This window comes from Stenotrophomonas sp. YJH_SMC_46 (assembly GCF_059370315.1).
The window spans coordinates 60,117-75,462 of record NZ_JCAFTO010000006.1 but is presented as its reverse complement, the minus strand read 5'-3'; the positions used below and the strand labels follow the sequence as shown (position 1 = coordinate 75,462).

General features: G+C 66.5%; 9 protein-coding genes. 7 read left to right on the top strand and 2 right to left on the bottom strand.

What is annotated here, in order from left to right; genetic code table 11:
• Positions 1 to 229: 229 nt before the first annotated feature.
• Both AC5P8C_RS17875 and grxC read right to left on the bottom strand, forming a co-directional pair.
• Entirely contained in the window at positions 230 to 622 is a 393-nt protein-coding gene (locus tag AC5P8C_RS17875; RefSeq protein WP_005408260.1) for a carboxymuconolactone decarboxylase family protein, read from the bottom strand.
• Positions 619 to 909, bottom strand: a complete 291-nt coding sequence (gene grxC / locus AC5P8C_RS17870; protein WP_019659535.1) for a glutaredoxin 3 — start codon at positions 907 to 909, stop codon at positions 619 to 621. Before grxC ends, AC5P8C_RS17875 begins: the two co-directional genes overlap by 4 nt.
• A 142-nt stretch (positions 910 to 1,051) precedes the next feature.
• Here grxC and AC5P8C_RS17865 point away from each other — a divergent pair, with 142 nt between their 5' ends.
• From AC5P8C_RS17865 to AC5P8C_RS17835, 7 genes are all read left to right on the top strand, one after another.
• The gene (locus AC5P8C_RS17865) at positions 1,052 to 2,704 is read left to right on the top strand and encodes a M48 family metalloprotease (RefSeq protein WP_495219186.1); all 1,653 of its coding nucleotides are present in this window, start codon (positions 1,052 to 1,054) and stop codon (positions 2,702 to 2,704) included.
• A 117-nt stretch (positions 2,705 to 2,821) separates the two neighbouring features.
• Positions 2,822 to 3,511: a phosphate regulon transcriptional regulator PhoB gene (gene phoB, locus AC5P8C_RS17860; protein ID WP_005408258.1), complete on the top strand. Its 690-nt coding sequence runs from the start codon at positions 2,822 to 2,824 to the stop codon at positions 3,509 to 3,511.
• Positions 3,512 to 3,617: 106 nt separating this feature from the next.
• Positions 3,618 to 4,949, top strand: a complete 1,332-nt coding sequence (gene phoR / locus AC5P8C_RS17855; RefSeq protein WP_019659537.1) for a phosphate regulon sensor histidine kinase PhoR — start codon at positions 3,618 to 3,620, stop codon at positions 4,947 to 4,949.
• Positions 4,950 to 4,953: 4 nt separating this feature from the next.
• Positions 4,954 to 7,041: a polyphosphate kinase 1 gene (gene ppk1 / locus AC5P8C_RS17850; protein WP_019659538.1), complete on the top strand. Its 2,088-nt coding sequence runs from the start codon at positions 4,954 to 4,956 to the stop codon at positions 7,039 to 7,041.
• 170 nt (positions 7,042 to 7,211) lie between these two features.
• Positions 7,212 to 8,738, top strand: coding sequence for an exopolyphosphatase (gene ppx / locus AC5P8C_RS17845; RefSeq protein WP_019659539.1), 1,527 nt, complete (start codon positions 7,212 to 7,214; stop codon positions 8,736 to 8,738).
• A gap of 303 nt (positions 8,739 to 9,041) precedes the next feature.
• Complete coding sequence (locus tag AC5P8C_RS17840; RefSeq protein ID WP_495219185.1) at positions 9,042 to 12,011, top strand: TonB-dependent receptor domain-containing protein; 2,970 nt, start codon at positions 9,042 to 9,044, stop codon at positions 12,009 to 12,011.
• A gap of 336 nt (positions 12,012 to 12,347) precedes the next feature.
• Complete coding sequence (locus AC5P8C_RS17835; RefSeq protein ID WP_495219184.1) at positions 12,348 to 15,272, top strand: TonB-dependent receptor domain-containing protein; 2,925 nt, start codon at positions 12,348 to 12,350, stop codon at positions 15,270 to 15,272.
• Positions 15,273 to 15,346 lie beyond the last annotated feature (74 nt).

Here is a 15,346-nt window from a genome sequence, read left to right as displayed (position 1 = left end):
GGCCGAGGTCCCAAATAGACCATGGTCCCAGTCCCCGGCTCAGGCAGAATTGCCCGCGCATCCCGCCTTAACCCTGCGCCTGTCGGCGCGCCCCCTTGAACAACAAGGGGGCTCCTGGACTGTTGGATTGCGGGGAAGGCCCCCTTGCAGGTCCGGTAGTGCCGGCCGCTGGCCGGCAACCCCGGCCATGCCGGATTCAGGCGATGCCGGCCCGCGGCCAGCACGCCCCTCAGTGCTCGTGCGCGGCTGGCGCGGCGGCGCCGCCTTCGAGCTGGTCGAGGAAGTCGACCGCGCGGCGCAGGTGCGGGATCACGATGGAACCGCCGACCACCAGGCCGACCGAGAAGGTCTCGAAGAACTCTTCGCGGGTCACCCCGGCGTCCTTGCACTGGGCCACGTGGTAGCTGATGCAGTCGTCGCAGCGCAGCACCATCGAAGCCACCAGGCCCAGCAGTTCCTTGGTCTTCACGTCCAGCGCGCCGGCCTGGTAGGTCTGCGTGTCCAGCGCGAAGAAGCGCCGCACCACCTGGTTCGGTTCGCCCAGGATGCGTTCGTTCATGCGCTTGCGGAAGTCGGTGAACTCGGCGATGCGGTCCTTGCTGCCGTCGTCGGCCGCGCTCATGCCTGACCCTGCCCGGCCAGCAGCGGCTCGAGCTTGCCTTCACGGTGCAGGGCCATCATGTCGTCGTAGCCGCCGACATGGACGTCGCCGACGAAGATCTGCGGCACGCTGGTACGGCGGGTCTTGGCCACCATCTTCTCCCGCTCGGCCGGGTCCAGGTCGATGCGGACCTCGGTCCACTGCTGGCCCTTGCTCTTCAGGAAGTTCTTGGCGGCCACGCAGTACGGGCAGACGGCGGTGGAATAGATGGTGATGGCGGGGGCACCGCCGGCGGTCTGGGCTGTCACGGGAAACTCCACGATGGATCGACGGTCTACATATGGTACCGGTGCGCTGGAATTTCCACGCCACGGCCGCAACACTGTGGATTAACGAATGGTTGCCCCCTGCCCTGCCACGCTTGGCGCGCCCCGCCCGAGGACCCCCTGCTTGCGAGCCCTGCTGCTGACTACCGCCGTCACCCTGGCCCTGGCCGTGCCGCTGGCCCAGGCCCAGGCCCAGGAGAAGCTGCCCGACATCGGCTCCTCGGCCGGTGAGCTGCTGACCCCGGCCCGCCAGGCCGAGTACGGCGCGATGATGCTGCGCGAGCTGCGCAACTATGGCTACCTGCTGGACGACCCGCTGGTGAACGACTGGCTGCAGACCATGGGTACCCGGCTCGGCTCCAACAGTGACCAGCCACGGCAGCCCTATACCTTCTTCGTGATGAAGGACCGGCAGATCAACGCCTTCGCCACCCTCGGCGGCTACATCGGGGTCAATGCCGGCCTGGTGCTGACCGCCGAGCGCGAGGACGAGGTGGCGGCGGTGCTGTCCCACGAAATCGCCCACGTTACCCAGCAGCACGTGCTGCGCGGGGTAGAGCGCGCCCAGCGCGACCAGATCCCGATCCTGCTGGGCATGCTGGCGGCGGTGGTGGCCGCGCAGGCCAGCAACAGCACGTCCTCCGGCAACGCGACCATGGCCGCGATCAGTTCCGGCATGGGCCTGATGCAGCAGCGGCAGATCAACTACACCCGTTCCAACGAGTCCGAGGCCGACCGCCTCGGCATCCGCACGCTGTCGCGCAGCGGCTACGACGTGGATGCCATGGCCGGCTTCTTCGAACGGATGGCATCGGCGATGCGCGGCAACGAAGGCGGCTACAGCGTGCCCGAGTTCCTGCGCACCCACCCGGTCAACATCACCCGCATCAGCGAGGCCAAGGCCCGCGCCGAGCAGATGAAGAAGGACACGGTGCTGCTGACCACCACCACCCCCAGCGGCGAGCGCAGGGAGCGCGTGGACCCGGCCGACCCCAGCCTGGCCGAGCCCCTGCTGCGCGGAAACAACCCGCTGCTGCCCAGCAACGTGCTGCGCATCCCGATGGGCCAGCTCAGCCGCGGCGCCAGTGGCGACTTCGACTGGGCGCGCGAGCGCCTGCGCGTGCTCAGCGCGGACTCCGCGCCCGAGCTGGAACGCGAGTATGCCGACCTGGCCAAGCGCCAGAAGGACGGCCTCAACGATGCCCAGCGCTATGGCCAGGCGCTGGCTGTGATGCGCGGCGGTCGCGCCGGCGCCACCCAGGCCCGGCAGACCCTGGCCGGCCTGCTGCAGGGCCGGCCGGACAACCTGTGGCTGGCGCTGGCGCTGGGCGAAGCGGAGTCACGGGCCGGCCAGGCCGCCCAGGCCAACAGCCGCTTCGAGCAGTTGCTGCGCCAGCACCCCAACAGCCGCCCGGTGGCACTGACCTATGCCGAGATCCTGAACGAACAGGGTACCCGCGAGGCCGGCCAGCGCGCGCAGGCCATGCTGCGGCCCCTGCTGTCGCAAAGCGGTAACGATCCGGTCTTCCAGCAGCGATATGCCCGCGCCAGCGAGCTGGCCGGCGACAGCGTGCGTGCCAGCGAGGCCTATGCCGAGGCGGCCTTCCTCAGCGGACGGCCGGAGCAGGCGCTGCTGCAGTTGCAGGCGCTCAAGCGCAACCCGGCACTGGATTACATCGGCCGTGCGCGGGTTGACGCGCGCATCGAATCGATCACCCCGACCGTGCTGGAGCTGCGCCGCCAGGGTGTGCAGGATCCGGACCTGGACCGGCGCTGAGCGCTGCATGACCGGCCGATGGCAGTCCCAGCCGGTTCCAGGCCGGGTAGTCACAAACATGTCATCAAACCGTAGTCTACTGGCACCACTCCAGTAACCGAGCCCTACGGTGTCCTCGTGCAGAAACGCATCCTGATCGTCGATGACGAGCCCGCGATCCGTGAAATGGTCGCCTTCGCCCTTCGCAAGGGCGATTACGAACCGGTCCACGCCGGCGATGCCCGGGAGGCCCAGACTGCGATCGCCGACCGCGTCCCCGACCTGATCCTGCTGGACTGGATGCTGCCCGGTACGAGTGGCCTGGACCTGGCCCGTCGCTGGCGCAAGGAAACGCTGACCCGCGAAGTGCCGATCATCATGCTGACCGCGCGCGGTGAAGAGAACGACCGCGTTGGCGGCCTTGAAGCCGGCGTCGACGACTATGTGGTCAAGCCGTTCTCGGCGCGCGAACTGCTGGCCCGCATCCGCGCGGTGATGCGCCGCGCCCGCGAGGACGACGAGGACGGCAGCGTGGCGGTCGGCCCGATCCGCATCGATGGCGCGGCGCATCGCGTATTCGCCAATGACCAGCCGGTGCCGATCGGCCCGACCGAATACCGCCTGCTGCACTTCTTCATGACCCACCCGGAGCGCGTCTATACCCGCGCCCAGCTGCTGGACCATGTGTGGGGCGGCAGCGTGTACGTGGAGGAGCGCACCATCGACGTGCACATCCGCCGCCTGCGCAAGACGCTGGAACCGTTCAACGCCGAGAACATGGTGCAGACCGTGCGCGGCGCCGGCTACCGTTTCTCCACTGCCACCTGAGTCTCGTCGTGCCGGCGCCAAGCACCTGCGGGTGCCGGCGCCGGCAACTCTGCTATAACCCTCGGTTCACCCCAGTGAACCGCCGCACCTCAACGACGAGATCGCAATGCCCCGCCACATCCGCTCTGCCTGGTTGAAGACCCTGGCCACCGTTGCCGCGGTGCTGCTGTTCGCCGGACTGGTGGGGTGGCTCTCGGGGCATCTGTGGCTGTGCATCGCACTGGGCGCGCTGGCCACCCTGGCCTGGCACTACTGGCGGCTGCGCAGCGTGCTGCGGCGGCTGACCGCGCGCCAGCGCTGGGACACCGCCGAGGAAGGCAGCGGCGTCTGGAACGAGCTGGACCGCCTGCTGTACCGCAACCAGGTGGAAATGCGCGTACGCAAGCGCCGCCTGCTGGACATGCTGCGCAGCTACCGCGCCGCTGCCGCCGCGCTTCCCGATGCGGTGGTGGTGCTGGACCGCAACAGCCAGCGCGTGCAGTGGTTCAACGAAGCGGCTACCGCCCTGCTCGGCCTGCACCATCCCGGCGACCTTGGCGAGGCCCTGGTCGAACGCCTGCAGCCAATGCCGCTGGCGCACTGGCTGGCCGGTGGCCGCAACGCCGAGCCGATCCTGGACGTGCCCTCGCCGGTCGACCCGGCGATCCGCCTGAACCTGCGCCTGATTCCCTATTCGTCGGATTACTGGCTGCTGATCGCGCGTGACGTCAGCAAGCTGCTTCGCCTGGAACAGGTGCGCCGCGACTTCGTGGCCAATGTTTCACACGAACTGCGCACGCCGCTCACCGTGGTCCACGGCTACCTGGACATGATGGACCCGGAGGATTTCCCGGGAACCGGACCGATGCTGGAGGAAATGCGCAAGCAGAGCCAGCGCATGGCCCAGCTGGTGGAAGACCTGCTGACGCTGTCGCGCCTGGAATCGCAGGAACATAGCGAGGAAGAGACCGTGGCCATGCAGCCGATGCTGGCAACCCTGCGCCGCGAGGCCGAAGCGCACAGCCAGGGCCGCCACCAGATCAGCATCGACGATCTGGCCGGCGTCGACCTGCAGGGCTCGACCAAGGAGCTGCACAGCGCCTTCTCCAACCTGGTCACCAACGCGGTGCGCTACACCCCGGCCGGTGGCCGCATCGCGGTGGAGTTCCGCCGCGAGGGCGACGGCGCCGTGCTGGCCGTGCGCGATTCCGGCTACGGCATTCCCGCCACGCACCTGCCGCGCTTGACCGAACGCTTCTACCGGGTTTCCAGCAGCCGCTCACGCGAGAGTGGCGGTACCGGACTGGGCCTGTCGATCGTCAAGCACATCCTCGGCCTGCACCACGCAAGGCTGGAGATCGAAAGCGAAGTCGGCAAGGGCTCGGTGTTCTCCTGCCATTTCGATGCCGACCACGTGCGCCCGCGCGAGTCCGCCCCCCTGACCTCCATCGAAGAATGACGCCATGAGCAGCCTCGGATCCCTCCCCCTCCCCGTGAGCCCGGACAACGATCCGTTGCGCGACCCGGCGCTGTACATCAACCGTGAGCTGTCGCAGCTGGATTTCAACTTCCGCGTGCTGGCCCAGGCGATGGACCCGCAGGTGCCGCTGCTGGAGCGCCTGCGCTTCATGTGCATCTCCTGCACCAACCTCGACGAGTTCTTCGAGATCCGCGCCGCCGCCGTGCGCCACGCGCAGGAGTTCGGCCTGCCGCCGGCACCGGACGGGATGAGCCCGCAGGCCATCCTCAGCGCCATTCATGACCGCGCCGCCGAACTGGTGGACCAGCAGTACCGCTGCTGGAACGAGACGCTGCGCCCGGCGCTGATGGACGCCGGCATCGGCGTGCTCGGCCGCCATTCCTGGACCGATCGACAGAGGCGCTGGCTGCGCGCCTATTTCCGCAACGAGATCATGCCGGTGCTGTCGCCGCTGGGCCTGGACCCGGTGCATCCGTTCCCGAAGATCCTCAACAAGTCGCTGAATATCGTGGTGGTGCTCAAAGGCACCGACGCGTTCGGCCGCGCCGGCCACCTGGCCATCGTGCGTGCGCCGCGCTCACTGCCGCGCATCATCCAGCTGCCGGAAAAGCTGGGCGGATCACAGAATTTCGTGTTCCTGTCGTCGGTGCTGTCCACCTTCGTCGATGAGCTGTTCCCGGGCATGGAAGTCCAGGGCGCCTACCAGTTCCGCGTTACCCGCAACTCCGAGCTGGTGGTGGATGAGGAGGAAGTGGAAAACCTGGCGCTGGCGCTGCGCGACGAGCTGGTGGACCGCGGCTACCGGCCGGCGGTGCGCCTGGAGATCGCCCACGACATGCCGCGTGAGATCGTGCGCACCCTGCTGCAGAATTTCGGCCTGACCGAGAACGCGGTCTACCGCATTGATGGCCCGGTCAACCTCAACCGCATCATCCAGCTGTACGACCTGATCGCGCAGCCGGACCTGAAGTACCCGCCGATGACCCCGCGCACCCTGCGCGACAGCGACGGCATCTTCGAGACAGTGACACGCCAGGACCTGCTGCTGCACCATCCGTTCGATGCCTTCACCGCGGTGCTGGACCTGATCCGGCAGGCGGCGATCGATCCGAACGTGCTGGCGATCAAGCAGACCCTGTACCGCACCGGCAAGGATTCGCTGATCGTCGATGCACTGATCCAGGCCGCGCGCAACGGCAAGGACGTGACCGTGGTGGTTGAACTGCGCGCGCGCTTCGACGAGGAAGCCAACCTGGGCCTGGCCGATCGCCTGCAGGAGGCCGGCGTGCAGGTGGTGTACGGCGTGGTCGGCTACAAGACCCACGCCAAGATGCTGCTGATCGTGCGCCGCGAAGGCCGCAAACTGCGCCGCTATGTACACCTGGGCACCGGCAACTACCACAGCGGTACCGCCCGCGCGTACACCGACATCAGCCTGATCACGGCTGACCCGGACATCGGCAACGACGTGCACCTGCTGTTCCAGCAGCTGTCCGGCCTCGCCTCGAAGATGAAGCTCAAGCGCCTGCTGCAGTCGCCCTTCACTCTGCATACCGGCATCCTCGGCCGCATCGAGCGCGAGACGCGCATCGCCGCCGCCGGCCGCCCGGCGCGGATCATCGCCAAGATGAACGCGTTGAACGAACCGCAGGTGGTGCGCGCCCTGTACGCGGCCTCGCAGGCCGGCGTGCAGATCGACCTGATCATCCGCGGCGCCTGCACCCTGCGCCCGGGTGTGCCGGGCATCTCGGACAACATCCGCGTGCGCTCGATCGTCGGCCGCTTCCTGGAACACAGCCGCGTCTACTGGTTCGGCAACGACGGCGCTCCGGAAATGTACTGCGCCAGCGCCGACTGGCTGGAGCGCAACCTGCTGCGCCGGGTCGAGACCTGCTTCCCGATCCTCGACCCGGAGCTGGCCAAGCGGGTCTATCGCGAAGTGCTGCAGAACTACCTGGACGACAATCTCAACGCCTGGGAACTGGATGCCGACGGCATCTACCACAAGCGCGCGCCGGCGCACGACGAAGCGCCGCATTCCGCGCAGATGGCATTGATGCAGGGGCTGTAGTCTTGCCCCGGTGGATCCCGACCGCTGGTCGGGATTCGATCAGTGCCGACGAACGGTCGGCACCCACCCACAGCGGGATCTGACCCCTTGCCATCGTGCTGCACGCCTCCTTCCAAAATGTGAAGGCCGCGCGGTGACGAGCACACCGCCCCTTCGGCTAACATTCGTCCATGCCGCATACCACCACGACTCCGCCCGCATTGCAGGATGGCGACCTGCTGGCCGCCATCGACCTTGGCTCCAACAGTTTCCACATGGTCATCGCGCGCTACACGCTCGGTCAGCTGCGGGTGATCGACCGCCTGCGCGAGACGGTGCGCATGGCCGATGGCCTGGATGGCAAGGGTGGTCTATCTTCCGCTGCACGCCAACGTGCACTGGAATGCCTGGCCCGCTTCGGCCAGCGCATCCGCAATGTGCCGCCGCACCGGGTGCGTGCGCTGGCCACCAACACCGTGCGCCAGCTGCGCTCGCCGCAGTCGTTCCTGGTTCCCGCCGAAACCGCGCTCGGGCATGCCATCGAAGTGGTCAGCGGTCGCGAAGAAGCGCGCCTGATCTACCTGGGCGTGGCCCATGCGCAACCACCCAAGCCCGGCCAGCGCCGGCTGGTGATCGATATCGGCGGCGGCTCCACGGAATTCATCATCGGCATGGGCATGCAGACCCTGGAGCGCGAAAGCCTGCAGGCCGGCTGCATCGCCAGCACACGGCGTTTCTTCCCTGGCGGCAAGCTGAGCAAGAAGCGCTGGAAGGATGCGCTGGCCGAGATCGGCCGTGAGTTCCAGCCCTTCGCCAGCAAGTACCGCGCGCTGGGCTGGCAGGAAGCCCTGGGTTCTTCAGGCACGCACAAGGCGATCAGCGAGATCTGCGCGACGATGAAGCTGAGCAAGGGCGCGATCACCGCCGAGGCCCTGCCGCAGCTGCGCGATGAACTGCTGAAGGCGAAGAAGATCGACGACATCCAGCTGCCCGGGTTGTCCAGCGACCGCCGCCCGATCATCGCCGGCGGGATCCTGGTACTGGAAGCCGCGTTCCAGGCGCTGGGCCTGCAGAAGCTGCTGGTGAGCAAGGCCGCGATGCGCGAAGGCATCCTGTATGACATCGTCGGCCGCGCCGGCGAGAACGACCTGCGTGATGAATCGGTGGCCGCACTCAGCCAGCGCTACGGCATCGATACCGTGCAGGCCGAGCGGGTGCAGGAGACCGCGCTGTCGCTGCTGGAACAGGTGCAGGATCGCTGGAGGCTCGATGCCGACGATGCGCGCATGCTCGGCTGGGCCGCGCGCCTGCACGAGCTGGGCCTGATGATCGCGCACAGCGGCTACCACGTGCACGGCAGCTATGTGCTGGAGCACTCGGATATCGCCGGCTTCTCGCGCCAGGAGCAGCAGATGCTGGCCGCGCTGGTGCGCAGCCACCGCCGCAGCGTGACCAAGACCGCCTTCGACGCCCTGCCCGAGCGCCTGCTGCTGACCGCACGCCGGCTGGCCGCCCTGCTGCGCCTGGCGGTGCTGCTCAACCGTGCCCATGAGGACGATCCGCTGCCGGCACTGGAACTGACCGCCGACGACAACCGCCTGTCGCTGATCGTGCCGCAGGCCTTCATCGATGCCCGGCCGCTGCTGCGCGCGGACCTGATCGGCGAGACCGATGGCATCGCCGGGCTGGGCATCCAGTTCCGGCCGTTCGTGGCCTGAGCGCCGCGCCCCCACGAGGGGAGTAGGTCACACACCGTTACAGTTCGCGCACGTGCCCCGCATAGATCTGCTGCGATGCAGCAGATCATGTCGAGCAAGCGCATTCAGCGTGACCGCTAAGCGACTGCTTTTGTTGAGCTTTCGTGAAATCTGATGAAGAAAGCTGGTACAAACCGACATACCCTCTTTACAGAAACTTAACCAACGAGACTACTATCGGGTCATCGGTCCGCTTATCGGCGACCGATTTCTTCGACGCCCCTTTTGGCGTCCCTGCACGACCTGAGAGAGAGAGAGCTCGTCATGACTTCACGCACCACCCCCCTGGGGCAGGCCATCCGCTACGCCCTGGCAACCACTGCGACGCTGGCCGCGCTGCCTGCGTTCGCCCAGAGTGGCAGCACTGCCGCGCCGACCACCCTGGATCGCATCGAGATCACTGGCTCGCGCATCCGCCAGGTGGACGTGGAGACCGCTCAGCCGGTCCTGGCACTGAGCCGGCTGGACATCGAGCGCCAGGGCTTCAGCTCGGTGGCCGACATCCTGCAGAACGTCACCGCGATGGGCAGCCCGGCGATCAGCCGTGCCAACGCGCTGAGCGCTGGCGAGAACACCGGCGGCACCTATATCGACATGCGCAACCTGGGCGCGCAGCGCACCCTGGTGCTGGTCAATGGCAAGCGTCTGGGCATCAGCACCTCCGGCTACCAGGACGTGTCCTCGCTGCCGGTGTCTGCGGTGGAGCGCATTGAAGTGCTGAAGGACGGCGCCTCGGCCATCTACGGTTCCGACGCGATGGCGGGCGTGATCAACATCATCACCCGCTCCAACGTCAGCGGCGTGACCGCCAATGTCTACCACGGCCAGTACAGCGAAGGCGACGGTGCCCGTGACCGCTTCGATGTGGTCGGCGGCTGGAGCAACGATCGCGTGTCGCTGACCCTGGCACTGGAGCACTCCGAAGAAAAGAGCGTCTGGGCAAAGGACCGCTGGTTCAGCAAGTACGGCGTGAGCGACCGCCACCCGAACGACGCCTCCAACTGGACCACGCTGAGCCAGTGGGGCCAGGTTACCGGCCTGAAGGGCGGCCCGGGCTGCACCAACGCCACCCAGGGGTGTGGCTACTCACTCAACCGCGGCGCTGACCCGACCAACCCGGCCAACTACCACCTGACCGACGCAACCCCGTTCACCGGCGACGTCAGCAACGCCAACGAACAGATGCACGTCATGTATCCGCTCAAGCGTGATTCGGTGTACTTCGACGGTCGCTTCAAGATCACCGACCAGGTCAACCTGCGCACCGAATTCGGCTACAACAAGCGTTCGGCCGAGCGCCAGATTGCAGGCTACCCGCTGCAGTCCAGCTCGGTGTCCATCTCCGGTGACCCGACCGCCACCGGCCTGATGTCCAAGGACAGCTACTTCAACCCGTTCGGCACCCAGCACGGCTATGCCAGGCCAACCGACGTGGCCTGGAACCGCCGCACCTGGGAAATCCCGCGCGTGAGCACCAGCGAACTGAAGACCTACCGTGCGGTAGTGTCGCTGGATGGCAGCTTCGAGATCGGCCAGCGCTACTTCGACTGGGACGTGGGCTACCAGTACAACCGCAACGAGCTGACCGCCACCGCCACCGGCAACCTGCACAAGAAGCGCGTGCGTGACGCCGTGGGCCCGTCGTTCCTGGATCCGGCCACCGGCAAGGTGATGTGTGGCCGTCCGGGCGCGGTGATCAGCGGCTGCACGCCGTGGAACCCGCTGGTGCCCTACGGCAGAAACGATCCGAACGGACTGACCGGCAATGAAGAGCTGATGGCCTGGCTGTTCCCGGCGGAGCACACCACCGGCCGGACCACCACCAAGAACGCGTTCGCCAATCTGTCCGGCAGCATCCTGACCCTGCCGGCCGGCGACCTGGGCTTCGCCTTCGGTGTGGAAAGCCGCAAGGAAGATGGCCGCTACACCCCCGACGCTCTGGCCCAGACCGGTGCCACCACCAACCTGGCCGCTGGCCCGACCGGTGGCAGCTACAACGTGAAGGAAGCCTACCTGGAACTCAACGTGCCGGTGCTGGCCGACCTGCCCGGCGCACGCGAGCTGAGCTTCAATGCCGCTACCCGCTACTCCAAGTACAACACCTTCGGCAACACGCTCAACAGCAAGTTCGGCTTCAAGTGGAAGCCGATCGACCAGCTGCTGGTCCGTGGTACGTGGGCAGAAGGCTTCCGCGCCCCGACCATCAACGACCTGTACGGTGGTGGTTCGGAAACCTTCGCGCAGTTCAGCGACCCGTGCGACACCGTGTTCGGCTCGGCCAAAGGCAGTGCCGAAGTCCGCGCACGGTGCGCACGTGACATCGCCGATGCAGCCAACTTCCGCCAGCTGAAGCAGGGCAACACGCCGGTAACCACGGCGCAGGATGCCACCCCGACGCCGTTCGTGTCCGGCTCCAACCCGCTGCTGGTTCCGGAGACCTCGACCAGTAAAACGCTGGGCCTGGTGTGGAGCCCGACCTTCCTCAGCAACTTCAATGTGGCGCTGGACTGGTGGAAGATCCGCATCGACAACACCATCGTCGGTGACAGCCCCAACCAGATCCTGAAGGATTGCTATGAGCAGGGCATCGAATCGCGCTGCAGCCGCTTCACCCGCGATCCGTCCAACGGCATCGTCACCGGCCTGAAGTTCGGCAACCGCAATGCCGGTTTCGCCGAGACCGAGGGCTACGACCTGGATGTCAGCTATCGCGTCGACACCGGCTACGGCAAGCTGAGCGCAGGCTGGACCAGTACCTATGTGAGCAAGAACGTCTACCGCTCCACCAATGATGTCCGCGATGCGATCACGCCGATCAACGGCGTTGCCAACACCATCGGCACCGCTACCAGCCTTGCGTTCCGCGTGCGCTCGAACCTGGTGCTGGGCTGGGATGTAGGTGACTTCGGCGTCAGCTGGACCGCACGCTACTACTCCGGTGTGAAGGAGCGCTGCCTCAACGCCTCGCGGTATGCCGACGAATGCTCCGATCCGACCTTCCTGGCCCCGTGGCTGAAGTCGCCGACCGCCTACAACGAGCGGGGCGCGGTGACCTTCCACGACGTGCAGTTCCGCTACAACCTGCCGTGGGAGGCAACCGTGTCGGTGGGCGCCAACAATGTGTTCGGCAAGGAAGCGCCGGTGATGTACAGCAAGCCGAACTCGTCGTTCTCCTACTACGGTGGCTACGACATCGGTCGTTTCATGTACATGAAGTACCAGCAGCGCTTCTGATCCACCCGCGTTGCTGACGCTTGTCGACCACGGCCCTTCGGGGCCGTGGTTCTTTCTGATTCTGCGCAGACTGTCGCTTTCCACATTGCCCGTGCTGCGTTCCATCAGGGACCCGGTCCGCTGCCTCGCCTCCGCCGTAACGCCGCAGGCCGGAGCAATCGATTGATCTGCTTCCGCTTTGTGCAGAAGCGTCACACCTGTCTGCACGACTTTCGTCGCTTGCCCATACGTCTCCGCGCCCATCTTCACTAGGTTCGAACATCCACCACCGCGGTGGGATTGACGCAGCCCCGCTTGGCTGTGCTCCGAAGACTTCGAAGACTGAGAGAGAGACCCATGACCATCCGTATTCCCGAGCTCGGGTTGGCGATCCGTCGTGCCCTGGCGGTGACGGCCACCACCGCGCTGGCCGCCCCCGCATTTGCCCAGCACGCGCCGGAAGCCACCACGCTGGACCGTGTCGAGATCACCGGTTCGCGCATCCGCCAGGTCGACCTGGAAACCGCACAGCCGGTGCTGACCATCAGCCGCGCCGACATCGAGCGGCAGGGCTTCAATTCCGTCGCAGACATCCTGCAGAACCTGACCGCGACCGGCAGCCCCGCGCTCAGCCGCGCCAGCCCGCTCAGCGCCGGCGAGAGCGCAGGCGGCAGCTACGTGGACATGCGCGGGCTGGGGGCGCAGCGCACGCTGGTGCTGGTCAACGGCAAGCGCCTGGGCATGACCACTTCGGGTTACCAGGACATTTCCAGCATTCCGGCCGCTGCGGTGGAGCGCATGGAAGTGCTCAAGGACGGCGCGTCGGCCATTTACGGTTCCGACGCGATGGCCGGCGTGGTCAACATCATCACCCGGCGCAACGTCCAGGGCGTGGCGGCCAATGTCTACCACGGGCAGTTCAGCGAAGGTGACGGTGCGCGCACCCAGTACGACGTGGTTGCCGGCTGGTCGAACGACCGCGCCTCGATCAGCGTCGCCGCCGAGCATGTCGAAGAGAAGGGCGTATGGGCCAAGGACCGCGGCTTCAGCGCCTACAGCTACACCGATCGTCATCCGGACGATGGCTGGACCACGGTCGGCCAGTGGGGGCGCATCGTCGGCTTCAAGGGCCCGGGCTGCAGCAGCAGCCGTGGCTGCAGCTATTCCCTCGACCGCGGCAGCCAGCCGGGCGGGCCGGACAGTTTCCACCTCAGTGACAACACACCGTTCACCGGTGATGTCAGCAACAGCAACGAGCAGATGCACGTGCAGACACCGATCAAGCGCGATTCGCTCTTTGTCGACGCACGCATGGATATGAACGACCAGGTCCGCTTCAGTACGCAGCTGGCCTACAACCGGCGTACCACCACGCGCCAGGTCGCCGGCTATCCGTTCCAGTCCGCTGCGGCCGGCATCACGCCGATGTCCGCCGACAGCTGGTTCAACCCGTTCGGCAGCCACCACGGCTATGAACACCCAAGCGACGTGCACTGGAACCGCCGCACCTGGGAGATTCCGCGGGTCAGCATCAGCGAACTGACCACTTGGCAGGGTGTGGCCGCGTTTGAAGGCAGCTTCCAGTTCGTCGGTCGCGAGTTCGATTGGGAAGCCGGCTACCAGTACAACCGCAGCGAACTGGAGCAGCGTGCCACCGGCAACCTGCACAAGCAGCGCGTCGCCGATTCCACCGGCCCTTCGTTCTACAACCCGGCCACCGGCAAGGTGGAATGCGGTACACCGGAGGCACCGATTGCCGGCTGCAAGCCCTGGAATCCGCTGGTGCCGTATGGCCAGGATGACCCTTACGGCCTGACCGGCAACAGCGAACTGCAGGACTGGCTGTTCCCCGAGGAAATCACCCGTGGCAGAAACACCACCCGCAACCTTTTCGCCAGCCTCAGTGGAGGCCTTGCCACGCTGCCTGCGGGGGAACTGGGCTTCGCCCTGGGCGTGGAGAGCCGCCGCGAGGAGGGGCGCTTCATTCCCGACGCGCTGGCCCAGACCGGTGCCACCACCAACCTGGCGGCGGGCCCCACTGGAGGGGGTTACCGCGTCGACGAGGCCTACCTGGAGCTGAGCGTGCCGTTGCTGCACGACCTCCCCGGTGCACGCCAGCTGACCCTCGACGCGGCAACGCGCTACTCGGACTACACCACCTTCGGCGGAACCCTCAACAGCAAGTTCGGCGTGTCGTGGAAGCCGATCGACCAGCTGCTGGTCCGTGGCACCTGTGCGCAGGGCTTCCGTGCACCGACCATCGCGAATCTGTACGGTGGGGGTTCGCAGACCTTCACCACCGGCTTCCGTGACCCCTGCGATACGGTGTATGGCGCGGCCGCCAGCAGCCCGGAGGTGCGTGCACGCTGCGCCGCCGACATCGCCAATGCAGACAGCTACCGCCAGCTCGGCCAGGGCAATGAGCCGATCACCGCCAGCAGCGGGCAGACACCGCTGCCCTTCACCAACGGTTCCAATCCCGACCTGAAGCCGGAAACCTCTACCAGCCGCACCCTGGGCCTGGTGTGGAGCCCGACGTTTGCCGAAGGGCTGAACATCGCGCTGGACTGGTGGAAGATCCGCATCGACAACACCATTGTCGCCGACCACCCCAACGACATCCTCCGCGACTGCTACGAACTGGGCATCGCCGAGCGCTGCGGCAGCTTTACCCGCGACCCGGAGCTGGGCATCGTCAACACGCTCAGCTATGGCAGCCGCAACAGCGGTTTCCGCCAGGCCGAAGGCTATGACCTGGAGATCGGCCACAAGATCGAAACCTCCTGGGGCACGTTGAGCGCCGACTGGAAGACCACCTATGTGGTCGCTGCGGAGCAACGGACCACCAACGAGGCGGATGTACCGCCGATTCCCAGCAATGGCATCGCCACCGACGGTGGCATCGGCTTCCGCGTGCGCTCCAACGCATCGCTGGGCTGGGAACGCGGCAACCTCGGCCTGACCTGGGGCCTGCGCTACTTCTCTGCGGTCAAGGAGCGCTGCCTGGGCGTTGATGAGTATCCGAACGAGTGTTCGCACCCCGACCAGCGCGCACCATGGTTCAGCGGCAGCCGTGACTATAACCGTCGCGGATCGGTCACCTTCCACGACGTGCAGGCACGCTACAACCTGCCATGGGATGCGACCGTCTCGATCGGTGCCAACAATGTGTTCGGCCGCCAGGGTCCGGTCATGTACAGCCAGCCGAGCGCCAATTTCTCCTACTACGGTGGCTTCGACATTGGTCGTTTCATCTACATGAAATACCAGCAGCGCTTCTGATCCACCGCGCTTGCTGCAGCACCGCCACGGCCCTTCGGGGCCGTGGCTCCACGGCAACCGGACGGCCGTCATCC